The organism is Sphingomonas sp. LHG3443-2 (assembly GCF_049896405.1).
Lineage (GTDB): Bacteria > Pseudomonadota > Alphaproteobacteria > Sphingomonadales > Sphingomonadaceae > Sphingomicrobium.
In genome coordinates this window covers 2,528,296-2,550,436 of sequence record NZ_JAFCUG010000001.1, presented here as the reverse complement: position 1 = coordinate 2,550,436, position 22,141 = coordinate 2,528,296, and the positions used below count along the sequence as shown (strand labels likewise).

Annotated in this window: 25 protein-coding genes; 14 read left to right on the top strand and 11 right to left on the bottom strand. The window is 66.1% G+C overall.

All coding sequences use genetic code 11. The annotated features are described in order from the left end of the window. Positions 1–29: 29 nt before the first annotated feature. Positions 30–428, bottom strand: a complete 399-nt coding sequence (locus ACP69Z_RS12840) for an acyl-CoA thioesterase (RefSeq protein ID WP_426267857.1) — start codon at positions 426–428, stop codon at positions 30–32. Between the two features lie 44 nt (positions 429–472). Between ACP69Z_RS12840 and ACP69Z_RS12835 the strand changes: the two genes are divergently transcribed. Beyond that, positions 473–1,189: an NAD-dependent deacylase gene (locus ACP69Z_RS12835; protein WP_426267856.1), complete on the top strand. Its 717-nt coding sequence runs from the start codon at positions 473–475 to the stop codon at positions 1,187–1,189. Here ACP69Z_RS12835 and era read toward each other — a convergent pair. The 3 genes from era to lepB are packed head-to-tail and all read right to left on the bottom strand — an operon-like array spanning position 1,186 to position 3,529. Beyond that, positions 1,186–2,079 carry a GTPase Era gene (gene era / locus ACP69Z_RS12830; protein ID WP_426267855.1) on the bottom strand — a complete coding sequence of 298 codons (894 nt, stop codon included), beginning with the start codon at positions 2,077–2,079 and terminating at the stop codon, positions 1,186–1,188. The genes ACP69Z_RS12835 and era overlap by 4 nt on opposite strands. Next, positions 2,076–2,738 (bottom strand): ribonuclease III, encoded by a 663-nt coding sequence (rnc, locus tag ACP69Z_RS12825; RefSeq protein ID WP_426267854.1) that lies wholly within the window; start codon positions 2,736–2,738, stop codon positions 2,076–2,078. Before rnc ends, era begins: the two co-directional genes overlap by 4 nt. Further along, positions 2,738–3,529, bottom strand: coding sequence for a signal peptidase I (lepB, locus tag ACP69Z_RS12820; RefSeq protein ID WP_426267853.1), 792 nt, complete (start codon positions 3,527–3,529; stop codon positions 2,738–2,740). Before lepB ends, rnc begins: the two co-directional genes overlap by 1 nt. An 84-nt stretch (positions 3,530–3,613) precedes the next feature. Here lepB and pgi point away from each other — a divergent pair, with 84 nt between their 5' ends. From pgi to ACP69Z_RS12790, 6 genes are read left to right on the top strand one after another with little or no spacing between them, the layout of a single operon-like run. Beyond that, positions 3,614–5,095 (top strand): glucose-6-phosphate isomerase, encoded by a 1,482-nt coding sequence (gene pgi, locus ACP69Z_RS12815; RefSeq protein ID WP_426267852.1) that lies wholly within the window; start codon positions 3,614–3,616, stop codon positions 5,093–5,095. Further along, on the top strand, positions 5,092–6,438 hold the full coding sequence (gorA, locus tag ACP69Z_RS12810) for a glutathione-disulfide reductase (RefSeq protein WP_426267851.1): 1,347 nt from the start codon (positions 5,092–5,094) through the stop codon (positions 6,436–6,438). The genes pgi and gorA overlap by 4 nt, the downstream gene beginning before the upstream one ends. 1 nt (position 6,439) lies before the next feature. Beyond that, positions 6,440–8,035, top strand: a complete 1,596-nt coding sequence (locus ACP69Z_RS12805; protein ID WP_426267850.1) for a phytoene desaturase family protein — start codon at positions 6,440–6,442, stop codon at positions 8,033–8,035. Then, positions 8,032–9,186 (top strand): CaiB/BaiF CoA transferase family protein, encoded by a 1,155-nt coding sequence (locus tag ACP69Z_RS12800; RefSeq protein WP_426267849.1) that lies wholly within the window; start codon positions 8,032–8,034, stop codon positions 9,184–9,186. The genes ACP69Z_RS12805 and ACP69Z_RS12800 overlap by 4 nt, the downstream gene beginning before the upstream one ends. 49 nt (positions 9,187–9,235) lie before the next feature. After that, on the top strand, positions 9,236–9,694 hold the full coding sequence (locus ACP69Z_RS12795) for a GreA/GreB family elongation factor (RefSeq protein WP_426267848.1): 459 nt from the start codon (positions 9,236–9,238) through the stop codon (positions 9,692–9,694). A 17-nt stretch (positions 9,695–9,711) separates the two neighbouring features. Next, complete coding sequence (locus ACP69Z_RS12790; RefSeq protein WP_426267847.1) at positions 9,712–10,656, top strand: aldo/keto reductase family protein; 945 nt, start codon at positions 9,712–9,714, stop codon at positions 10,654–10,656. Between the two features lie 124 nt (positions 10,657–10,780). Here the strand turns inward: ACP69Z_RS12790 and ACP69Z_RS12785 are convergent, their stop codons facing one another. Then, positions 10,781–11,503, bottom strand: coding sequence for a hypothetical protein (locus tag ACP69Z_RS12785; RefSeq protein WP_426267846.1), 723 nt, complete (start codon positions 11,501–11,503; stop codon positions 10,781–10,783). Further along, positions 11,500–12,726 carry a toxic anion resistance protein gene (locus ACP69Z_RS12780; RefSeq protein WP_426267845.1) on the bottom strand — a complete coding sequence of 409 codons (1,227 nt, stop codon included), beginning with the start codon at positions 12,724–12,726 and terminating at the stop codon, positions 11,500–11,502. The genes ACP69Z_RS12785 and ACP69Z_RS12780 overlap by 4 nt, the downstream gene beginning before the upstream one ends. A 31-nt stretch (positions 12,727–12,757) precedes the next feature. Here ACP69Z_RS12780 and ACP69Z_RS12775 point away from each other — a divergent pair, with 31 nt between their 5' ends. The 3 genes from ACP69Z_RS12775 to ACP69Z_RS12765 are packed head-to-tail and all read left to right on the top strand — an operon-like array spanning position 12,758 to position 15,155. Beyond that, positions 12,758–14,212 carry a pilus assembly protein TadG-related protein gene (locus ACP69Z_RS12775; protein ID WP_426267844.1) on the top strand — a complete coding sequence of 485 codons (1,455 nt, stop codon included), beginning with the start codon at positions 12,758–12,760 and terminating at the stop codon, positions 14,210–14,212. Beyond that, entirely contained in the window at positions 14,209–14,733 is a 525-nt protein-coding gene (locus ACP69Z_RS12770; protein WP_426267843.1) for a TadE/TadG family type IV pilus assembly protein, read from the top strand. The genes ACP69Z_RS12775 and ACP69Z_RS12770 overlap by 4 nt, the downstream gene beginning before the upstream one ends. Continuing rightward, positions 14,730–15,155 carry a TadE/TadG family type IV pilus assembly protein gene (locus tag ACP69Z_RS12765; protein WP_426267842.1) on the top strand — a complete coding sequence of 142 codons (426 nt, stop codon included), beginning with the start codon at positions 14,730–14,732 and terminating at the stop codon, positions 15,153–15,155. The genes ACP69Z_RS12770 and ACP69Z_RS12765 overlap by 4 nt, the downstream gene beginning before the upstream one ends. On the opposite strand, the gene ACP69Z_RS12760 is transcribed toward ACP69Z_RS12765, so the two are convergent. Then, complete coding sequence (locus ACP69Z_RS12760) at positions 15,152–15,913, bottom strand: enoyl-CoA hydratase-related protein (protein WP_426267841.1); 762 nt, start codon at positions 15,911–15,913, stop codon at positions 15,152–15,154. The genes ACP69Z_RS12765 and ACP69Z_RS12760 overlap by 4 nt on opposite strands. Positions 15,914–15,974: 61 nt before the next feature. Between ACP69Z_RS12760 and fsa the strand changes: the two genes are divergently transcribed. From fsa to ACP69Z_RS12745, 3 genes are read left to right on the top strand one after another with little or no spacing between them, the layout of a single operon-like run. Further along, positions 15,975–16,628, top strand: coding sequence for a fructose-6-phosphate aldolase (gene fsa, locus ACP69Z_RS12755; protein WP_426267840.1), 654 nt, complete (start codon positions 15,975–15,977; stop codon positions 16,626–16,628). A 47-nt stretch (positions 16,629–16,675) separates the two neighbouring features. After that, the gene (locus ACP69Z_RS12750) at positions 16,676–17,233 is read left to right on the top strand and encodes a DUF484 family protein (protein WP_426267839.1); all 558 of its coding nucleotides are present in this window, start codon (positions 16,676–16,678) and stop codon (positions 17,231–17,233) included. 35 nt (positions 17,234–17,268) lie between these two features. Continuing rightward, a complete protein-coding gene (locus tag ACP69Z_RS12745) occupies positions 17,269–18,135 on the top strand; it encodes a tyrosine-type recombinase/integrase (protein WP_426268111.1) in 867 nt (288 codons plus the stop codon). Positions 18,136–18,156: 21 nt separating this feature from the next. Here the strand turns inward: ACP69Z_RS12745 and ACP69Z_RS12740 are convergent, their stop codons facing one another. Genes ACP69Z_RS12740 through rsmI form a run of 4 tightly spaced genes read right to left on the bottom strand, consistent with a single transcriptional unit; the run spans position 18,157 to position 20,971 of the window. After that, on the bottom strand, positions 18,157–18,756 hold the full coding sequence (locus ACP69Z_RS12740; protein WP_426267838.1) for a DedA family protein: 600 nt from the start codon (positions 18,754–18,756) through the stop codon (positions 18,157–18,159). Then, positions 18,749–19,711 (bottom strand): glutathione synthase, encoded by a 963-nt coding sequence (gshB, locus tag ACP69Z_RS12735; RefSeq protein ID WP_426267837.1) that lies wholly within the window; start codon positions 19,709–19,711, stop codon positions 18,749–18,751. The genes ACP69Z_RS12740 and gshB overlap by 8 nt, the downstream gene beginning before the upstream one ends. A 52-nt stretch (positions 19,712–19,763) precedes the next feature. Beyond that, complete coding sequence (locus tag ACP69Z_RS12730) at positions 19,764–20,120, bottom strand: YraN family protein (protein WP_426268110.1); 357 nt, start codon at positions 20,118–20,120, stop codon at positions 19,764–19,766. Further along, entirely contained in the window at positions 20,117–20,971 is an 855-nt protein-coding gene (gene rsmI / locus ACP69Z_RS12725; RefSeq protein ID WP_426267836.1) for a 16S rRNA (cytidine(1402)-2'-O)-methyltransferase, read from the bottom strand. Before rsmI ends, ACP69Z_RS12730 begins: the two co-directional genes overlap by 4 nt. Here rsmI and ACP69Z_RS12720 point away from each other — a divergent pair. Beyond that, positions 20,970–22,076 (top strand): penicillin-binding protein activator, encoded by a 1,107-nt coding sequence (locus tag ACP69Z_RS12720; protein ID WP_426267835.1) that lies wholly within the window; start codon positions 20,970–20,972, stop codon positions 22,074–22,076. The two genes, rsmI and ACP69Z_RS12720, sit on opposite strands and share 2 nt — an antisense overlap. The last annotated feature ends 65 nt before the right edge of the window (positions 22,077–22,141 follow it).

Below are 22,141 nucleotides of genomic sequence, written 5' to 3'. Positions count from 1 at the left end.
GGCGAGGAGCCTCGCCTGAGGCAACCGGATCAGGCCGGCAGGAAGCGGCTCACGACATCCTTGGCAAGGCGCGCCGGCCGCAGCGACGTGGCGTCGAGGCAGCACCAGGTGCTCTTCACCTCCGCAAGCACATCCTCGCCGCGGCGGATCACGGTCGTGAACAGAGCCTTGGCGCCTTGCACCCGCTCGGCGATCACATCGGCGACCACCACATCTTCAAGGAACGTCGGCCGCCGGAACTCGATCTCATGCTTCAGCGCCACCCAAAGGTGCCGTCCAACCGCCTCGGCCGGTGCAACGCCTTCCCAGTAGCGAACCACCGCTTCCTGAACCCACTTCAGGTAAATGCTGTTGTTCACATGACCCATGTGGTCGATGTCGGATGGATCGATGCCGATGGCGTGGCGGTACATGAGGTCGTTATCCATTGTGCAGCTGCTGCTGACAATAGTGTAAACAAAAAGGTTGCCGGATGGTTGCGGACGCACGACGAAACGGAGAAAGCCTCGTCATCCTCACCGGCGCGGGCATCTCGGCCGATAGCGGCGTGCCGACCTTCCGTGCCGCCGATGGCTTGTGGGAAGGGCATCGCGTCGAGGACGTCGCAACACCCGAAGCCTTCGCCCGCGACCCGGCGCTGGTCCACGCCTTCTACAACGCCCGACGTGCGCATCTTGCCGCGGTAGAGCCGAACGCCGCTCATCTCGCCTTAGCCGAACTCGAGCGCCGCTGGCCCGGCGACTTCCTCCTGGTTACCCAGAATGTCGACGACCTTCACGAGCGAGCGGGTTCCAAGCGCCTGATCCACATGCACGGCGAACTGAAGAAAGGCTGGTGCCTCGCCTGCGACGCCCGCTCGCCATGGACCGCACCGATGGGGCAGGGGGCTCGCTGCCAGTTCTGTGCGGCCACCGGCACCGTCCGCCCTGACATCGTCTGGTTCGGCGAGATGCCGTACGACATGGAGCGCATCGACGAGGCGGTTCGCAATTGCGACCTGTTCGTGTCCATCGGCACCTCTGGCGCCGTCTACCCCGCCGCCGGCTTCGTCCAGACCGCCCGCTACGTTGGCGCGCACTGCGTCGAGCTCAACCTCGAGCCGAGCCAAGGCAGCATCTTCTTCCACGAAACCCGCATGGGCCGTGCGTCCGACATCGTGCCCGCGTGGGTAGACGAACTGCTCGCCTAGTTCGACCAGTCCAGCCCGATATCCTCGTACAGGCCCTTGTCCTCGCTCCAGCGCGGATTGACCTTGACGTGCAGGAACAGATGCACCTTGCGCCCGAGATGCTCGCCGATCGCCTCACGCGCCGCAGCGCCGATCGCCTTGAGCTTCGACCCGCCCTTACCGAGCACGATCGCCTTTTGGCTGTCACGCTCGATCAGGATCTGCTGGTGGATCACCGCCGATCCGTCCTTGCGCTCTTCCCACTTCTCGGTCTCGACCGCGCTGGCATAAGGCAGTTCAGCGTGTAGCTGGAGGTAGAGCTGCTCGCGCGTCAGCTCGGCCGCCACCATCCGGTCGGTCGCGTCGCTCAGCTGATCCTCGGGATAATGCCACGGTCCCTCGGGCATGGCGGCCGCCAGATGCTTCTTCACATCCGCCACTCCATCGCCGCTCGTTGCCGAGATCATGAAGACCTCTTCCGGCTGCAACCGCGCGCTAAGCTCGGTGGCAAGCTTCAGGAGGTCGCCCTTCTTTGCGATGTCGACCTTGTTCAGGATCAGGATCTTGGGCTCAGGCCGCCCCTCGATCCCCTCGAGAACCGTCTCGACCCGCTGACCGATGCTCGCGGCGGCATCCACCACCAGCACCAGCCGGTCGGCACTCTCCGCGCCTTCCCACGCAGCCTTGACCATCGCCCGGTCGAGCCGCCGCTTAGGCGAGAAGATGCCCGGCGTATCGACCAGCAGGATCTGGCTCTGACCCTCGATCGCGATCCCCATCAGCCGCGCCCGCGTGGTCTGCGCCTTGGGACTGACGATCGCCACCTTCTGCCCGACCAGCGCATTCACCAGCGTCGACTTCCCCGCGTTGGGAGCGCCGATCACTGCCACCAGGCCGCACTTCTCCGTCAACAGATCTTCTCCAGCAAGGCGGCCGCTGCCGCCGTTTCCGCTTCCTGCTTGCTCGCGCCCTCGGCTTCGGTTTCGCCCGCGCCCTTCACCGTCACCTTGACCCGGAAGGTCGGCGCATGATGCCGCCCGAACTGACCCAACAGCTCATAGACAGGGGCCTTCAATCCGCGCGCCGCTGCCACTTCCTGCAACAGCGACTTGGGATGTTGCGGCGCCTTTTTCTGCTCGTCGAGATAACCCGCCCAGCTCGCCCGAACCAGCCGCTCGGCAGCCTCCAGCCCGCCGTCCAGGAACACCGCGCCAAGCAGCGCCTCGACCACGTCGCCAACCACATTGTCCGACAGCTGCGCGCCATCCTCGCGCGCCTGCTTGCCGAGCCGCACAAGCTTTGGCACCCCCCAGTCGCGCCCGACCTCGGCACAGGTTTCCCGCGCCACCAACGCATTGTAGCGCCGGCTCATCTTGCCTTCGGGTTCATCGGGAAAGCGCTCGAACAGCCAGCGCGCGATGACCAGCCCCAGCACCCGGTCGCCAAGGAATTCCAGCCGTTCATAGCTGTCGCGTCCGGCGCTGCCGTGGGTCAGCGCCCGCTCGAACAGCTTGCCGTCGCGCGGGGCATGACCAAGCCGTTCGGCGATAAAGGCGCTTACATCGGCCATCAATGCCGCATCCCGATCCGCTCCCAACGCGCCGCGCTGAACCACGTCCACGGCAGCACCCAGGACGCGCTGCCATCGGTCGACCAGAAGGTCGTCTGCGCCTTACCGACCAGCGACTCGATCGGGATGAAACCCATGCCGCCCAGCTCGGGCGCGATCCGGCTGTCGGCGCTGTCGTCGCGGTTGTCGCCCATCAGGAAGACGTGGCCCTCCGGCACCCGAACGGCAGCAAACTCGTCCACCGCCGGATTGTCGATCTGGTCGAGCACAACGTAGCTTTTGCCCTCCGGCAACGTCTCGCGATAAGCGGTGAAGAAGCACTGGCCCGAAGCAATTCGTGGCTCCACCGCCCGGCAGGGGCTGTTCTCGCTCACCGGCACGCCGACCGGCTTCACCGGCTGCCGCGCCACTGGCCGCCCATTCAGCATTACCTGCCCGCCGGTTGTTCCTACCGTGTCGCCCGGTAGCCCGATCACCCGCTTGATGACGTCATTGCCCGCAGGCCCGCGAAACACCACCACATCGCCGCGCTCCGGCAGCGTGGCGAACAAGCGGCCGCTGATGGGCGGAAAGCCGAACAGGAAGCTCGCCCTGCTGTAGCCGTAGTTCCACTTGGACACGAGCAGATAGTCGCCGACATACAGCCCCGGCAGCATCGACCCCGAGGGGATACTGAACGGCGCCGCGATCAGGCTGCGCAAAATCCACGCCACCACCAGAACGATCAGCATCCCGCGCAGCAGGCCGCCGCTGCCTTCCTTTTCCGCCTTGTCCGTGGTCGTGTCGCTCATGCCGCATGGCCTTGGCGCTCGGCAGGGCTCCGGGTCAAGCCAAGGCAGGGTGGATTTCGCGACCACCCTCGCTATGTCCGGGCCATGCCCTCGACCCCGTTTCAGCCCGCCTCTCCCTCGGCGACCCTTGCCGAGCTGTTCGCCTCCGATCCCCATCGCGCGCAGGAGTTCACCCACGATCTGGGCGGCATCCGGTTCGATCTTTCCAAGACTCACCTGACCCGCGAAGCGGTCGAAAGCCTCGATACCGAGGATTACTACGACGCGCTCGCCCGCCTGTTCGCCGGCGAGATCGTCAACCCGACTGAAAATCGTGCCGCAGAACACCCGGCCGAACGCGGCTTCGGCTCCCCCGACGCGGTCGCGCTCGCCGCCCAGCGACGCGGTCGGATGCGCGCGCTGATCGACGCGATCGAGGCCGGCGCGTTCGGCGACATCACCGGCATCCTCCATATCGGTATCGGCGGCTCGGCGCTCGGACCGGCGCTGCTGGTCGACGCACTCGGCCGCAACGAGCGGCGCTACCGGGTCGAGATCCTGTCCAACATCGACGGGCAGGCGGTTGACGAAGCGCTCGGCCGGCTCGATCCCGCCACCACTTTGGTCGCCATCGCCTCCAAGACCTTCACCACCGCCGAAACCCTCCGCAACGCCGAAGCCGCACTGGCGTGGCTTCAGGAATCCGGTGTCGATGACCCTTATGGTCGCCTGATCGCAATCACCGCCGCGCCCGACAAGGCGATCGAATTCGGCATCGACGAAACCCGCGTCCTGTCCTTCGCGCCCAGCGTCGGCGGTCGCTATTCCTTGTGGTCCGCGATCGGCTTCCCCGCCGCCCTCGCGCTCGGCACCGACGCCTTCGAAGCGATGCTCGACGGCGCGGCGATGGTCGACGAACATGTCGCCGAAGCCCCCGCCAGCGCCAATCTGCCGCTGCTCGCCGCGCTCGCCGACCTCACCTACACCCAAGGTTTCGGCGCTTCGACCCGCGCTGTCTTCGCCTATGACGAGCGCCTCCGCCTGCTGCCGTCCTACCTTCAGCAGCTCGTCATGGAATCTAACGGCAAGTCGGTCCGCCTCGACGGCTCTCTCGCCGCCGGTCCGACCTCGGCCATCCTGTGGGGCGGCACCGGCACCGACGCCCAGCATGCGGTATTCCAGCTCCTCCACCAGGGCACACACCTCGTGCCGGTCGAATTCATCGCCGTGGCGCAAGGTACAGACGAACAGGACCCCGCCCACCACCGCGAGTTGCTGCTCAACTGCTTCGCGCAGGGCGCCGCATTGATGACCGGGCGCGCCTCTGACGATCCCCATCGCAACTATCCCGGCAATCGCCCTTCGACGACCATCCTCCTCGATGAGCTCGACCCATCCTCGCTCGGAACCCTGCTCGCCTTCTACGAGCACCGCACCTTCGCCGAAGCCGTACTGCTCGGCATCAACCCGTTCGATCAATTCGGCGTCGAGCTCGGCAAGGACATGGCCCGTGCCATCGACGATCCCGACACGCGCGAGCGCTTCGACCCCTCCACCCGCGCGCTGATCGAAAAGGCTGGCCTGTGAGCGATTTCGACTTCGACCTGTTCGTCCTCGGCGCCGGCTCGGGCGGCGTCCGCGCCGCGCGCATTTCGGCCGGTCACGGCGCCCGCGTCGCCGTCGCCGAAGAACATCGCGTCGGCGGCACCTGCGTCATCCGCGGCTGCGTGCCCAAGAAGCTGCTCGTCTACGGCGCTCACTTCGCCGAAGACCTCGATGACGCCGCCATGTTCGGCTGGGACATTCCCGAACGCCGCTTCGACTGGCCGGTGCTGCGCGACAACGTCATGGCGGAAGTCGGCCGCCTCGAAGGTCTGTATGGCCAGACCCTCGCCAATCACGACGTGACCTTGTTCAAGAACCGCGCGGTCCTGACCGGTCCCAATTCGATCCGCCTCGACGACGGCCGCACCGTCACCGCCGGCAAGATCCTGCTTGCTCCCGGCGCGCGCCCGGCGCTGCCCGACATTCCCGGGGTCGAGCATGCCATCACCTCGAACGAGGTCTTCCACCTCGAGGTCATGCCCAAGCGCGTGGTGATCGCGGGCGGCGGCTACATCGCCAATGAATTCGCCGGCGTGTTTCACCAGCTCGGCGCCCACGTAACCATCGTCAACCGCTCCGACACGATCCTGCGCGGCTATGACGAGCAGATCGTCGATCGCCTGGTGAAGACCAGCCTCGCCAAGGGCATCGACTTCCGCTTCAACGCCGGCTTCGACGCGCTCGAGCGCCAGGACGACGGCACCATCCTGTGCCGAATGAAGGGCTGCGACGACATCGTCGCCGACCAGGTCCTGTTCGCCATCGGCCGCTTGCCGAACACCGACGGGCTCGGCCTCGAAGAACTCGGCGTCAAGCTGACCGAGCGGGGGGCGGTGGTGGTCGACGACCAGTATCGCTCCACCGTGCCATCGATCTTCGCCGTCGGCGACGTCACCGACCGCATCCAGCTCACCCCCGTCGCGATCCGCGAGGGCCACGCCTTCGCCGACACCCAGTTCGGCGACAAGCCTTGCACCGTCGACTATCAATGCATCCCGAGCGCGGTCTTCTCGCACCCGCCGATCGGCTCGGTTGGCCTCACCGAAAGCCAGGCCAAGAACAAGCTCGGCGTGATCCGCACCTACACCTCCGACTTCCGCCCGATGAAATATGTGCTGGCCGGCCGCAACGAACGCGCGCTCTACAAGATCGTCGTCGATGAAGGCTCGGACAAGGTCGTCGGCGTGCACATGATCGGCCCCGACGCGCCCGAAGTGCTCCAGGCCGCCGCCATTGCGGTCAAGGCCGGGCTGACCAAGGCCGACTTCGACGCCACCATCGCGCTGCACCCGACGATGGCCGAAGAACTGGTGCTGATGCGCTGACGTGACCGAAACCTACGACGCGATCATCATCGGCGCAGGCCACAACGGCCTCGTCTGCAGCTTCTACCTTGCGAAAAAGGGCCTCAAGGTCCTGCTCCTCGAAGCGCTGCCACAAGTGGGCGGCGCCGCCGTCACCGACGAATTCCTGCCCGGCTTCCGCAACAGCGCCGCCAGCTACACCGTGTCCCTGCTCCAGCCCAAGGTCATCCGCGACCTCGACCTCGCGAGGCACGGCCTCAGGGTCGTCCTGCGGAAAACCGACAACTTCCTCCCCGGCGAAAACGGCGACTATCTCCTCAGCGGCCGCGGCGGCCTGACCCGCAGCGAGATCGTCCGCCACCATGCTGAAGACGGCCCCGCCTACGACCGCTACATGGCGGAGCTCGAAACAGTCGTGCCCTTACTCCGCAAATGGATTCTGAAAGCCCCGCCCGAAGCAGGCTCGGGCCTCGCCGGCCTGCCCACCATGCTCGGCCTCGGCCGCGACCTCGCCGGCCTCTCGACCGACCAGATCCGCACCGTTCACGACTATGTCACCCGCTCCGCCGGTGACATCCTCGACCGCCATTTCAAGGGCGATCTCGCCAAAGCCCTGTTCGGCTTCGACGGCGTGGTCGGCAACTTCGCTTCGCCCTACACCCCCGGCACCGCCTACGTCCTTCTCCACCACCTGTTCGGCGAAGCGGCGGGCGTTCCCGGCGCCTGGGGCCACGCCATCGGCGGCATGGGGGCCATCACCCGCGCCATGGCCCAGGCCGCGCGCGAAGCCGGCGTCGACATCATCCTGGGTGCCCCCGCCGAAGAAATCATCGTCGACAAGGGGCGCGCGGTCGGCGTCGTTGCTAACGGCAAGGCGTGGCGCGCGCCGCAGATCATCGCCGGCCTCAACCCCCGCCTGCTGTTCGACAAGCTCGTTCCCAAGGGCGCCGTCCCCGACGCCACCTACGACCACATGACGCGCTGGTCGTGCGAAAGCGCGACCTTCCGCATGAACGTCGCGCTCTCCGAACTCCCGCGCTTCACCGCCAAGCCCGAAGCCGGCGACCACCTCACCGGCGGCATCATCATCGCGCCCAGCCTCGCCTACATGGACCGCGCCCATGACGACGCCAAACGCGACGGCTGGTCCAAACAGCCGATCGTCGAAATGCTCATCCCCTCGACCCTCGACCCGTCGCTCGCCCCGCCGGGCAAGCACGTCGCCAGCCTGTTCTGCCAGCATTTCCGCTACGAGCTTCCGAAGCCGCTCCACTGGGACAAACTGCGTGACAAGGTCGCCGATCACGTGATCGCCACCGTCGACCGCCAAGCCCCCGGCTTCGCCAAAAGCATCATCGGCCGCCAAATCCACTCGCCCCTCGACCTCGAGCGCCGCTTCGGCCTCGTCGGCGGCGACATCTTCCACGGCAAGATGGGCCTCGACCAATTGTTCAGCGCCCGGCCGATGATCGGTGCCGCCGACTATCGCATGCCGCTTCCCGGCCTTTATCTCTGCGGATCAGGCGCGCATCCCGGCGGCGGGGTCACCGGCGCCCCCGGCCACAATGCCGCGCAAGCCGTGCTCGCCGACCGCAAGCCGTGGCGCCGCCGCGCATGACCAAGCCGCTCGCAGGCATCCGCGTCCTCGACCTCAGCCGCGTCCTCGCCGGGCCGTGGTGCACCCAGCTCCTCGCCGACCTTGGCGCCGACGTGATCAAGATCGAGCGGCCGGGGCAAGGGGACGACACCCGCCACTGGGGTCCGCCGTGGGTCGAGCATCCCGACGGCACCCGCACCGCCGCCTATTTCCTCGCCGCTAACCGCGGCAAGCGCAGCGCCGCCATCGACCTCGCCAGCCCGGAAGGTGCGGACCAGGTCCGCCGCCTCGCCGACGCCAGCGATGTGGTGGTAGAGAACTTCAAGGTCGGCGCGCTCGCCAAATACGGGCTCGACGCCGCCACCATGCGCACCCGCAACCCGCGCCTCGTCTACGCCAGCATCACCGGCTTCGGCCAGGACGGCCCCCGCGCGGCCCAGGCCGGCTACGACTTCATGATCCAGGGCCAGGCCGGGCTGATGAGCGTCACCGGCCTCCCCGACGACGTCGACAACGGCGGCCCCTTGCGCGCCGGAGTGGCGGTCGTGGACCTGTTCACCGGTCTCTACACCGCCAACGCCATCCTCGCCGCGCTGGTTCGCCGCGGCACGACGGGAGAGGGGGCCACCATCGACAGCGCGCTGTTCGACTGCGGCCTCGCCATGCTCGCCAACCAGGCGTCGAACTATCTCGTCAGCGGCGACAGCCCGCCGCGCCAGGGCAACAGCCACCCCAATCTCGTGCCCTACCAACCCTTCGCCTGCGCCGATCAGCCGCTGATCATCGCGGTTGGCAACGACCGCCAGTTCGCGGCCCTCGCAGGGCTCCTCGGTCAGTCCGGCTGGGCCACCGACCCGCGCTTCGCCACCAACGCCGCCCGCATCGCCCACCGCGCCGATCTCGTCACGCAGATCGAAGCCATCACCCGCACCGCACCCGCCGCTCACTGGTACGAAGCGTGCGAGCGCGCCGGCATCCCCGCCGGGCCGATCAACAGCATCGCCAATGCGCTTGCCGACCCGCAGGCCACGCACCGCGCCATGCTGCGCGAGATGGGCGGCCTGCGCCTTCTCGGCAGCCCGCTCCGCCTCGACGGCCAGCGCATGGACAGCGATCTTCCGCCTCCACGGCTCGGCCAGCACACCGACGAGATCCTGACCGAACTGGGCTGAACCTCGCGCGTTAAACCTCCACAATGACGACAACCCGACCGACCCAGCCATGAGCGTCGCCTTCCGCCGCGAAAGCGACGACGAACATCTCGAACCCAAGTACGAGCTGCCGATCCCGCCCGGACCCAACCTCGTCACCGAACGCGGCCTCGCCCAAATCGAGGAGCGCGTCGCCGAACTCGAAGCCAAGCTCGCCGAGCCGATGGACGACGAAGCCCGCAAGAAGGTGCAGCGTGACGCCCGCTACTGGCTGAACCGCCGCGCCACCGCCCAGCTCGTGCCCACACCCGACGGCGAAGAAGTCGCGGTCGGCACCCGCGTCACCTTCACCCGCAATGGCGACACCCGCACCATTCTCATCGTCGGCCACGACGAAAGCGATCCCGACACCGACCGCATCGCCTTTACCGCGCCGTTGGTCCGCGCGATGATGGGGAGCGTCGAGGGCGACGAGGTGACGCTGGCCGACGGGCAAACCCTTTCCATCGAAGCGATCGAGCCCGCCTGACCTTACGGAGACCAGTCATGGAAACCCGCCGCCTTGGAGACAGCGATCTCCACGTGTCCGAAATCTCGCTCGGCTCCTGGTTGACCTATGGGGTCGGCGTGGAAGCCGACAAGGCGCGGGCCTGCCTCGACGCGGCCTTCGATGCCGGCATCAACTTCATCGACACCGCCAACGTCTACGGCCGGGGTGCGGCGGAAACCTTTCTCGGCGAAGCGCTCAGCGACCGCCCGCGCGACAGCTACATCCTCGCCACCAAGCTGTTCTTCCCGATGAGCGACGAGGACCGCGGCCTGTCACGCGAACAGGTCCACAAGCAGCTCGATGCGTCCCTTCAGCGCCTCCGCACCGACTACGTCGATCTCTATCAGTGCCACCGCTACGACGAGCACACCCCGCTCGAAGAGACGATGGAAGCATTGAGCGAGGTCGTCCGCAGCGGCAAGGTTCGCTACCTCGGCTTCTCCGAATGGCCCGCCGAGCGCATCCGGCAGGCGATCGACATGGCCGGGGTGGAGAAGTTCGTTTCCAGCCAGCCGCAATACAGCTTGCTCCACCGCGACCCGGAAACCGAAGTCATCCCGTTGTCGCCTGCCAACGGCATCTCGCAGATCGTCTGGTCGCCGCTCGGCCAAGGCGTGCTGACCGGCAAGTACAAGCCCGGCGAAGCGCCCGCCGCGGGCACCCGCGCGACCAGCGACGAGATGGGCGGCTTCCTCAAGAACCTGATGACTCCGGCCATCCTCGAAGCCGTGCAGAAGCTCCGGCCGCTCGCCGACGAATCGGGGCTTAACCTCTCGCAGTTTGCGCTGGCCTGGGTGCTTCGTGAGCCCAATGTCGCCTCGGCCATCATCGGTGCCTCGCGGCCAGAGCAGGTCCACGAAAACGCCGCCGCTTCGGGCGCGCGGGTCGATCCCGCGTTGTTTGAACGCGCCGAGGCCATCGTCGCCGACGCCCGCGGCTAGGGCTTGAACAATAGGATTGCGGCTGCTCTTCTGGCCTTAAGTCGTTGAGTGTGAGGCAGTTCCCCGAAGAGCAGCAAGGGCGGCGCGGAACCCGCGCCCTATGTGAACTTCGAGAACTTCGGTCTTAGTCCGCCTGACCGTATTTGCTCTCGATGAAGCGCCCCTGGGTGCTGAACGCATCGACGTCGCGCTTGGCCAGCCGCTCGCTGAGCTCGCCAAGCGCAGTGCGGGTGGCGGTGAGGCCTTCGACCAGGCGCTGGTCGATGGTCTTGCCCTCGGCATCTGTCTCGCTGCGGTAAGCGGCCGGGACCTTGGCATAGCGGTCGATCAAGCCGGGCAGGTGAAGGCTCATCAGGCGCCTGGCGTCCTGCGCGTCGGGGTCCATGGGATTGGTCCGTTCCAGCGTCTGCTTGAGCGTGCCGAGGTTGCCGCTGATCTGGTCCACCACCTCCTGCGCCGGGGCGGGGAGGGCGCGGCGGCTTTGATAGAGGTAGGAGCCGAAGCGCTGCACCATCTCACCGTTCGGCAGATCGGTCCGCACCGCCGTGACCGGCTCCTCGCGCACGCCCCAGACGAACAGCAGGCCGGCGATGGCGACCGCCAGCAGCACCGCGGCAAGGAAGCCGAACAGCCCGATCGGGGTCACCAGACCGACCACGATTGCGCCAAGGCTGATGGCCAGCAGGCCCAGCGCCGCATTGCGCCCGGCCTTGCCATAACGCTTGATCGTCCGCTGCCGCTCGGCCCGCGCCTGCGCCGCGACCGGGCCCTGCTTCTCATCAACAACCGCCATCACCCGGTCGAACCGGACAAGGGCCTTGGTCACGCGATCGTCCGTCTCGCTCACTTGACCTCAAGCGCCGCGAAGGGCGAACTCGCCTCCAGCCGGTTGCCGCCCTGGTTCGCGCCCTCGGCCCGGGCGATATAGCCGCGGCTCTTCTCGACCTCGTTACCGAGCGTATTGACCGTCTGCTTCATGTTCTCGAGCGCCTTCACCTTGAAGCTGTCGATCGAGTCCATGGTGTCATAGATGTTCTGGAACGCCCGCTGCAGCGTCTCCAGCGGAATGGTCGAACTTGCCGCCTGCTCGTGAATCGTCGCCGACTGGCTCTTGAGAAGCTGTCCCGTCGAGTCGATCATGCCTGCGGTGGTGGAATTGAGCGCCCCGATCTGCTCCAGCACTAGCCGCTGATTGGTCAGCGCCTGCGCCACCGTCACCGCAGTCCGCAGCGCCGCCACGGTCGTGGTGCTGGCGCGGTCGACGCCCTTCACCAGTTCGACATTGTTCTTCTTGACGATATCCAGCGCCAGATAGCCCTGCACCGTGACCGCCATCTGCGTCAGCAGATCCGTGGTCCGCTGACGAGTGTAGAAGAGGGCCGTCTCGCGGATCGCCTTGGCCTTCATCGGCTCGGTCGCATCAAGCTCGGCGGCCTTCTCCTCCAGCTTGGCATCGAGCGCCTTGCTGATGTGGATCATCTGCTCGAGCTTGTGCATCGTTTTCCACAGATTGGCGCGCTCGGTGTCGATGGCGGCATTGTCCATCAACAGCTCGTCCTTGCCGCTCTGAAGCCGCGCCAGGATCGCGCTGATGTGTCCCTGCGCGCTCTGATACTGGCGAAAGTAATTCTTGATCGACTTGCCGAACGGAATCAGCCCGAACAGCTTGCGCGTCGGTGTCAGCGCGCCATTTCGCTTGGGATCGAGCGCTTCCACGGTTGAGCGAAGCTGGGTCAGGTCGGCACCGATTCCGGTGTCGCTGTCGATCGCCTTGACCGGGCGGTCGAGGAAGCGGTTCGAGGCGCCGGCCGCTTCGCTGATCTCCTTGCGGCCCATGGCGGTCAGCTGGTCGACCTTCTTGCCGAACTCCGGGCTGTTGGCGTCCAGCGCCACCAGCTCGTCGACGAAGCCGTCGACCTTCTTCTCCAGCTCGGTCCGCTCGGTATCCTTGAGCGGCACCAAGCCCGCGGCCTCTTGAGGAACGACGGCCTGAAGCACTTCCGGCGGATCAAGCTTCAGCTTGGTCGCGGTCGGAGCGGCAGTCTGCGCAATGGTCGGATCAGTAGCCATGTCGTTCTTTAATCCCCTTCTTGCACCGAACATGGCCGCCGCTGCGGCGCCGTGCAAGAAGCAGGTGTATGATATGACTGATACAGCTATTCTTCAAGGCCGCATCGGTGAGGGTTCGATTAACCGTTTCTCAAAAGGATTCGCTCACCCTGTTGGTCGTAGATGCCTGGTTGGTTTAGATCTGTATGGGGCCATTTCAATGCTGCGATTGCTGAAGAAGCTACGGCGCAATGAGCGTGGCAATGTCCTGATCATGACGGCGGCGGCGGCTCCGCTGTTGCTCGGATCGGCAGGGCTTGCCGTGGACACCATCCAGTGGACCCTGTGGAAGCGCCAGCTCCAGCGCGCCGCCGATTCCGCAGCCATCGCGGGAGTCTACGACTTTCGCGAGACGGATGACGAGGCGGCCGCCAGGCGCGCGGTCACCAACGACCTCGAGGAGGACAAGAATACCTGGGTCGCCTTGAAGCCCGGATTTCCGGTCGTCGGCTTTCCCGCCGACACTGGTGTTATCCAAAATCGCGTCACCGTGACCTTGGCGGTGCAGCAAACGTTGCCATTCAGCTCGATCTTCATGTCTGCTGCGCCTACGATCACTGCAAGAGCCACTGCAGCGGTGGTGCCGTCGGGCGGGACTGCATGCTTCCAGGCGCTGGAAAACACGGCGGTGACTGGGATCACCCACAATGGCAACAACTCGGTGATCGCACCCGAGTGTGTCAGCTACTCGAACTCCACTGCCACCAACGCAGCAAGCGCGGGCGGAAGCTCGGACGTGCAATTGCGGGCAATCGCCACGGTCGGCGGTGTCCAACAGACCCGCAACTGGCGCGTGCAGCAATATCTGCCTTACTCGCCGGCACTTCCGGATCGCTATGCCAACGTCAATCCATCGTCGAGCGAGATGGTCGGATGCGAACAGAACATCACACTTGATCGCAATACGACCAGCATTCCGGCCGGGGTGAACTGCTTCTCTGGGCTTGATGTCGGAGCCAACCGCACGGTCAACCTTACGTCCCTTGGGCTTAGCGGTCCGATCTTCATCAACGGGGGCAGCGTCGACCTGCAGGGGACGCTCAACTGCACCGGGTGCACCATCATCCTGACGAACCAGAGCACCGCGTCAAACGCGACCATCGGCACCCTGTCGTCGAACGCGCAGGCCCAGAACAACGTCAGCGCGCCCACTGAAGGCAAATATGCCGGCATCGCTTTCTTCCAGGACCGCCGTGCCCCGATGCAGACGATCCGCATCAACGGCGGCTCGGGCAGCGTGATCAATGGCGCAGTCTACATGCCCAACGCTCTGATGAGGATCAACGGCAACGGCACCGGCGATGCGCTGTGTGCGAGCTTCATCGGCCGCCGGCTCGAGTTCATTGGAACCAGCGGAATCAGGATCGGCGATCCCAACTCGCCCGCCTGCGCGGCGTTCAATAGCGGCGGCGCCGGTGCGGTGTCAGTCGTGAGGCTCGTCGCATGACCCGGCTTCGGCGTCTCCTCGCAGCGAACGACGGGACTGCAGTCACCGAACTCGCCTTTGTCGCACCGATCCTGGCAGTGCTTGCAGCGGGCGTGATCGACATCAGCACGGCCTACAGCCGTAAGTTGGCGCTTGAGCAGGGCGCGCAGCGTGCCATCGAGAAGATCATGCAGACCACCGACGATGATACGGTGGAAGGCACGCTGGTGTCCGAGGCCGTATGCCAGGTCAACGGCATGAACGACAACGGAACTTGCAAGACGACGCCGATCACGGCCGCAAACGTGACCGTCACTTACAAGCGCACCTGCCGGACCCCCTCGGGCGCATTGGGAGGCCAGCAGACCAACACCAATCCCGACGCTCTCGACGCCCTGAGTTGTCCGAGCACGGCGCCAGTGCAGAACCGGTTCATCGACGTCACCATCGTCGACAACTTCCAGGGCATCTTCATTCACAAGTTCTGGGGCAATCAGAACGTCTTCCAGATCAACGCTTCGGCGGGGATGCGGACGCTGTGAACCAGTTCAGATCTCTCCTTCGCGATGATCGAGGCGCGACCGTCATCGAGTTCGCCTTCGCCTTTCCTGTGCTGATCGTGATGCTGTGGATGATCGTCCAGCTCGCGTTTATCCTTCGCGCGAATGCCGGCATTCAACAGGCGTTGGGTGAAGGGGCACGCTTTGCGACCTTGTGCCCCAACCCGACTATCCTCGGCTGCACGCCGCCGGATCGTGACGCCATTCGAACCCGGATGCTTGACGCTGTTGGCGGCACGGAGCTTGGCACCTTCAACGCGGACCGACCGACCCTTCTGACCGATGTCAGCGGCGCTCGTTACTACGATCTCCGGGTCACCTATTCGATGCCCACCAGCCTTTTGCTGTTTCCCGGACCGACGGTGAACCTCGGCAAGACCAAGCGTGTCTGGGTCGCCAGCTAACGACTGGTTCGGGCAGCGAAAAAGGCCGTGATGGCGTCCCGAACCTCGTCGGAGGTCAGGCGTTCGGAGAAATGGCCGTTCTCCCAGTTCATTCGCTCCAGTACGGCGCTGTGATCGACACCGCGAAGAAGCCGCTGGGTTAGCCGCAGCGCTTCGGCCGGACGAGCAAGCAGCGCCCCGACCACCTGCTCAAGTCGCTCCGCCAGCGCGCCGGTAGAAGCGCGGTGCGTGACAAGGCCGAACCGCTCCGCCTCGTCCACGCCGAACGGCTCGCCGATCAGCAGATATTTCGCGGCCAATTGCCGCCCCGCAAGCGCAGGAAGGATCAGCGAGCTGGCCGCTTCCGGCACCAGGCCAAGCTCGGTAAACGGCATCTTGAAGCGTGTGCCTTCCTCCGCGACAACGAGGTCGCAATGGAACAACATGGTGGTGCCGATCCCGACCGCATTGCCGTGGACGGCCGCGACCAACGGCAGCTTGTTGGTGGCGAGCGCCCGAAGAAGTCGCCAGACCGGGATGTCGGTCTGCCCGTCCTGCGGCATCTCCTTCATAAAGTCGGCAAGATCGTTGCCGCCGGTGAAATCGACACCATCGCCTTCGAGCGTGATGACTCGTAGCTCTGGATCGTCCTGCGCGGCCGTGATCGCGTCCGCCAGCGCGGCATACATCGCAACGGTGATCGCGTTTCGGCGCTCGGCGCGATTAAGGAGGAGGCGAAGATGCGGGCCGCGCCGCTCAACAAGGACATGCTCGGTCATGGACCCATCTGTGCCTTGCCGCTAAGCGACGCGCAACCGCAGCCCTGGGATTCAAGCCACCATGAAGTTCTTCGCCGACACCGCTGACATCGCCGACATCCGTGAGCTGATGGAGACCGGCCTCCTCGACGGCGTCACCACCAATCCCAGCCTAGTGAAGAAATCGGGCGGCGACTTCATCGAGACGGTGACGGAGATTGCCCGCATCTGCCCGGGTCCGGTCAGCGCCGAAGTGGTCGCGCTAGACCATGCCGAAATGATGCGCGAAGCCGAGGTGCTGCGCCGGATCGCGGACAACATCACGATCAAGGTCCCGCTCACCATGGACGGGCTGAAGACCTGCAAGGCGCTGACCAGCGACGGCACCATGGTCAACGTCACCCTGTGCTTTTCCGCCAACCAGGCGTTGCTGGCCGCCAAAGCCGGCGCCTCCTTCATCTCGCCGTTCGTCGGCCGCCACGACGATGTCGGTTATCCGGGCATGGATCTGATCGCGGACATCCGCATGATCTACGACAATTACGACTTCGTGACCGAGATCCTGGTCGCCAGCGTTCGCAATCCCATCCACGTCCATGAAAGCGCAAAGCTCGGCGCGGACGTGATGACCGCACCGCCATCCGTCATCAAAGCGCTGTTCAATCATCCGCTGACCGACAAGGGCATCGCCGCTTTCCTGAAAGACTGGGAAGCGACCGGCCAGAAGATCGGCTGACCCCGCTTCCACTGGACGTTAACCTTCCTGGCCCTACACTTACGGGCATGGGACAGCTCCTCTCCTTCGAGGATCATGCGCTGGCGCGGCTGCGGGCGCGGGTAGCCGCGGCTGAAGAGGCGCGGGAAGACCTGCTCGCCTTTGCGCGCGGCCAGTCGGGCGCGGTCGCCGCGATCCACCAAGCGGTGCTTGCCGCGATGGAAGCGACCGACTTCGACCATCTGCTGCATGTCGTGGTGCAGGAATGGCCGCTTATCCTCGGCCTGGATGCTGTGGCGCTGGGATTGATTGTCGGTGGCCAGGGCTTTCGCGTAGATTCAAGTGGTGTCCAGCATTGCGAAGCGGCGCTGCTGCGCCAATGGCTGAGCGGTGGTGAGCTCGTTCAGTTGCGGACCGTGGACCGCGGCCATCCGTTGTTTGGACCAGCCTGCGACCTGATCGGGGCCGAAGCGCTGATCCGCCTCCCCGACGCGCTGCCGGAAGCGGTACTGCTGCTGGGCCAGCGCGGCTCGCAGCCGCTCGACGGGCGGCATGGTTCCGAACTGCTGCTGTTCCTTGGTGCAAGCCTCGGCGCTATGCTGCGGCGGTGGACGCTCAACCCCTGACCGACGCGCGGGCGCTGGCCGTCCGCTTCGACAGCATGCTCCGGCTCGAGCGACGAGCAAGCGTCCATACGGCCCGGGCCTATGTGGCGACGGCCTATAGGTTGCTCGACTTCCTTGCCGTCCATCACGGTGGTGCGCCGACACCGGCAGATTTGACCACGCTGGAGGCGGCAGACCTTCGCGCCTTTCTCGCTCGTCGGCGCGGGGAGGGGCTGGGTCCTGCGGCGGCAGCGCGGGAAATGTCGGCGGTGCGCGCCTTCCTCCGCTTTGTCGCCGAGCAGCAGGGCGCGCCTGCCGTTTTGCCTCGCATTGCGACGCCCAAGCGCCCACGAACCCTGCCGCGCCCGGCCGCGCCGGCCGATGCCTTGGCGCTTGCCGAGGAAACGGGTGCGCTTGCGCGTGAACCGTGGATCGCCGCCCGGGATACGGCGCTGCTGCTACTGCTCTACGGTTCGGGCCTGCGTATTTCCGAAGCCTTGTCCCTACCGGCGCGAACGCATCCGCTTGGCGAGACGCTGCGGGTGACCGGCAAGCGCGGCAAGACCCGGCTCGTCGCCGTCCTCCCAGTCGTTGCCGATGCGGTCGCCAACTATGCGTCGCTTTGTCCGTGGCCGCTCGGACCGGACGAGCCGCTGTTTCGTGGTGCCAAGGGCGGGCCACTCAGCGGGGACGTCGTGCGGCGCGCAGTAGCGTCGGCACGGCGTACGCTGGGGCTCAATGATCGCATCACGCCCCATGCCTTGCGCCACAGCTTTGCGACGCACCTGCTTGCAGGCGGGGCGGACCTCCGCTCGCTTCAGGAACTGCTCGGCCACGCGAGCCTTAGTTCGACGCAGATCTATACGGCGGTGGATGCCGCTCACATGCTCGATGTCTGGAGAACCGCGCACCCGCGGGCCTGAGCGGCCGCGGGACGCCTCGGATCAGTTGGTGGCCCGGTAGCGGATCACACGCCAAAGGTAGCCGAGCACCAGCGTGACCAGGATCGCATTGCTGATCGGGCCGAGCCATTCGTCGACTTGGTCGAAGTGCTCGCGGAGCTTGTAACCGCCATAGGCGAGCGCCGATGTCCAGCCCGCCGTCCCGAGCGTCGAGGCGATGAAAAAGGTCTTAAACCGCATCTTGAGCAGCCCGGCCGGCACGGAGACGAGGCTGCGGACGGTTGGCAGCATGCGGCCAAGGAAGACGAAGAAGGTGCCGTTGTGCCGGAACCAGCGCTCTGCGCGTTGAACTTCGTCCCAGTCCATCGTGATCCAACGGCCGTACCGGTCGATGATCGGCTTGAGGCGGATGATGCCCAGCGCTCGTGCAGAGAGGTACCACACGACGTTACCGAGCATCGCGCCGGTGGTGCCCGCGGCGATCACGCCCCACAGGTTCAACTGCCCCTTGGCAGCGGCGATGCCCGCCACCGACATGATGACCTCGGAAGGGATGGGCGGGAACACGGTCTCGAGGAACATCAGGAACCCGACGCCGAGATAGCCCGATTGCTCGATCAAGCGGATGACCCAATCACCCACGGTCGGCACCCCGCTCAAGCTTCGCTTCGATCGCGTCCCAGATCAGCGCGGCGCTGTTGATGCGCTCGAAGGCGTCAAGCGCGACGAGGCCGGTCGGGGATGTCACGTTGATCTCGGTCAGCATGCCGCCGATCACGTCGATACCGACGAACAGCAGGCCGCGGCGGCGAAGCTCCGGCGCGAGTGCCGCGCAAATCTCGCGCTCCCGCTCGCTCAGTGCGGTCTGATGCGCGGTTCCCCCCGCCGCGAGGTTGGAGCGGATCTCGCCCTTGCCCGGCACCCGATTGATCGCGCCGATCGGTTCACCATCGACAAGGATGATCCGCTTGTCCCCTTCGCTGACAGCCGGGAGGAAGGCTTGAGCAATGAACGGCTCTTTCCAGGTCTCGGAAAACAACTCCGCCAGCGCACGCAGGTTCGCGCCGTCGCGGCCGATGCGGAACACCGCGGCGCCCGCATTGCCGTGCAGCGGCTTCAGGACGATCTCCCCGTGCCGAGCGTGAAAGGCGGTCAGCTCGTCCATGCTGCGGGTGATCAGGGTCGGCGGCATGAAGCGCGCGAAATCGAGTACCCACAGCTTTTCGGGCGCGCTTCGGACATTGGCGGGATCGTTCACCACCAACGTGTTTCCGTCCAACCGCTCCAGCAGGTGGGCAGCGGTTATATAACCCATGTCGAACGGCGGATCCTGGCGCATCAGGACCACGTCGACCTCTGCGGCGAGATCGAGGCTCACCGCTTCGCCGGCTTGGAAGTGATCGCCCTCCACACGCTGCACCGTCACCGGGCGGGCACGGGCGCGCAGGCCGCCATCCTCGTAGGTCAGCGCTTCGGCCGGATATTCGAACAGACGATGCCCGCGCGCCTGCGCTTCCAGCATGAGGGCGAAGGTCGAATCGCCCTTGATGCTGATGGTCTCGAGCGGGTCCATCTGGACCGCGACGGTGAGGCTCATGAAGGCTCCGATGAAGGCTGAGGCGTTCCCTTAGGGGTGCGGCAATCTCCTGTCATCCTTGCCAAACATTCTCGAGATGATGCGGCGGATAGCCGGGCACGATGTGGATGACGTCGATGCGCACGTCTTCGGCCTCGCCGAGAAAGCGCGGCACGAGGAAGTCGGCGGCGGCCGCCACCCGTTGCAGGCGGCGGAGGTCGAGCGAGCGGTGCGCCGCCGCGATGCTGGCGCGGGCCTTGACCTCGACAAAGGCAAGCAGCTTGCCGCGGCGGGCGACCAGATCCACCTCGCCGACCGGTGTTCGTACCCGCTCGGCGAGAACTTCCCATCCTTCGCGGCGCAGATAGACGGCGGCCTGCGACTCGGCGCGGCGACCGCGGCGTTCGGCCTCGACGCGGGCTTCGCTCAGCGGCCGAGCTCCAGCGCACGTTCGTACGCGCGCTTGCGGCGCACGCCGAGCTCTTGGGCTACCGCAGCAGCGGCTCGGCTCGGACTCGCCCCCGCAGCAAGCGCCGCTTGAAGCGCAGCATCAAGGTCGCCCTCGCTAGCCGCAGTCGCCTCGGCCGGGGGCCCGACGACGATCACGATCTCACCGCGCGGTGGCGCCTCGGCATATCGCCCTGCGAGCTCGGCAAGGGTGCCGGTGACGCATTCCTCGTGCATCTTGGTCAACTCGCGCGCGACCGCGGCTTCACGTTCACCAAGTCTGGCCGCAAGCGAGGCGAGGGAAGTGGCAAGGCGAGGACCGCTTTCGTAGAAAACAAGGGTGGCCCGGATTGCTGCGACTTCGGCGATGGTGTCGGAGCGGGCTTTCTCCTTCGGGGGCAAGAAGCCGAGGAACAGGAAGCGATCGGTCGGCAGGCCCGCGACTGTCATCGCAGCCACCGCAGCGCACGGGCCGGGAAGGGTGACGATATTGTGCCCGGCAATGCGCGCGTCGCGGACCAGCTTGTAGCCAGGATCGCTGATCAGCGGGGTGCCGGCATCGCTGACCAGCGCCACCACCTCGGACGCCAGGCGCCCCACAATCGCCTCCCGATCGGCGGTGTCGCTGTGGTCGTTGTAGGTGCGCATGGGCACCTTTGCGCCAATGTGGGCGAGGAGGCGCAAACTCACCCGTTTGTCTTCAGCCAGCACGAGATCGGCGGCACGCAGGAGGTCGGCCGCGCGCACCGTGAGGTCGCCCAGATTGCCGATCGGGGTCGCAACGATGTAGAGGCCTGGGGAAGGGGGCTGGTTCATGGGAAACAACAGCGTCATGGCATTCTCTGACAGTCCGGCACAAGGCCGCCGCTCCTTTATCCTGATCGCTGGCGCGGCGGCCCTGCTTGCCGGTTGCTCCACCCGGCCGCTTGACCGGCCCGGTCCAGTCGGATCGCGGGTGAACCGGGTTGCAGTGCTAGTGCCGCTGAGTGGGCCCGACGCAGCGGTTGGTCGGGCGCTTGGCAACGCGGCCCGACTGGCGATGCTCGACACGGGGACCAAGGCGTTCGAGCTCACCCTGTTCGACACCGCGCAACGTGGTGCGCCGGTCGCCGCGCAGAATGCGATTGCGACCAATCACGGCCTTATCCTGGGACCGCTGCTGAGTGAGGACGTCCGCGCCGTCACCCCGCTTGCCCAGCGCGCGCGGGTACCCGTGATTGCATTCAGCAACGACCGGGATGCGACCTCCCGCGGTACTTACATTCTTGGCTTCACGCCGACGCAAGCGGTTGAGCGGGTCGTCGTCGAAGCGGCGCAACGGGGAAGCCGGCGGTTCGCCGCGGTGGCGCCCGCCGGTGCTTACGGCCAGCGTTCCGCGCAGGCGCTTGCCGCCGCGGTGCAGGAGGCCGGCGGGCAGCTGGTGGGCGTCGAGACCTACGCCGCACCGGGTCAGGCAAGGGCGGCGGTACAGCGTCTTTCTTCGCGGCAATATGACGCACTGCTGATTGCCGACGCGCCCCGCGCTGCGGTGCTTGCGGCACCCGCGATCCCGGCGGGCGTCCGGGTCCTGGGCATGGAGCTTTGGGCGAGCGGAGGGGCAGGGACCAGCCCGCGGCTGCGCGGTGCTTGGTTCGCATCGCCCACACAGGGACAATGGGGTCAGTTCCTGCAACGCTATAAGGCGCGCTATCCGGGGCAGACCCCGCCGCGGATCGCCAGCCTCGGCTACGACGCGGTGCTGCTCACGGCGCGGGCGGCCCGCGGTTGGGCGCCCGGGAGGCGCTTTCCGCTCGGCGCAATCGACGATCGCGAAGGCTTTGCCGGGGTGGACGGCATCTTCCGCTTCCGCACTGACAATGTCGCGCAGCGAGCGTTCGAGGTGCGAGCGGTGACGGCGGGTGGATCGACCCTCGTGTCGCCTGCGCCGACCAGCTTCTGAACAGGCTAGCCAAAGCTCGAAATCCGCTGCATTCTCCGCTCCGCAACCACTTGGGGAGGGGCCTT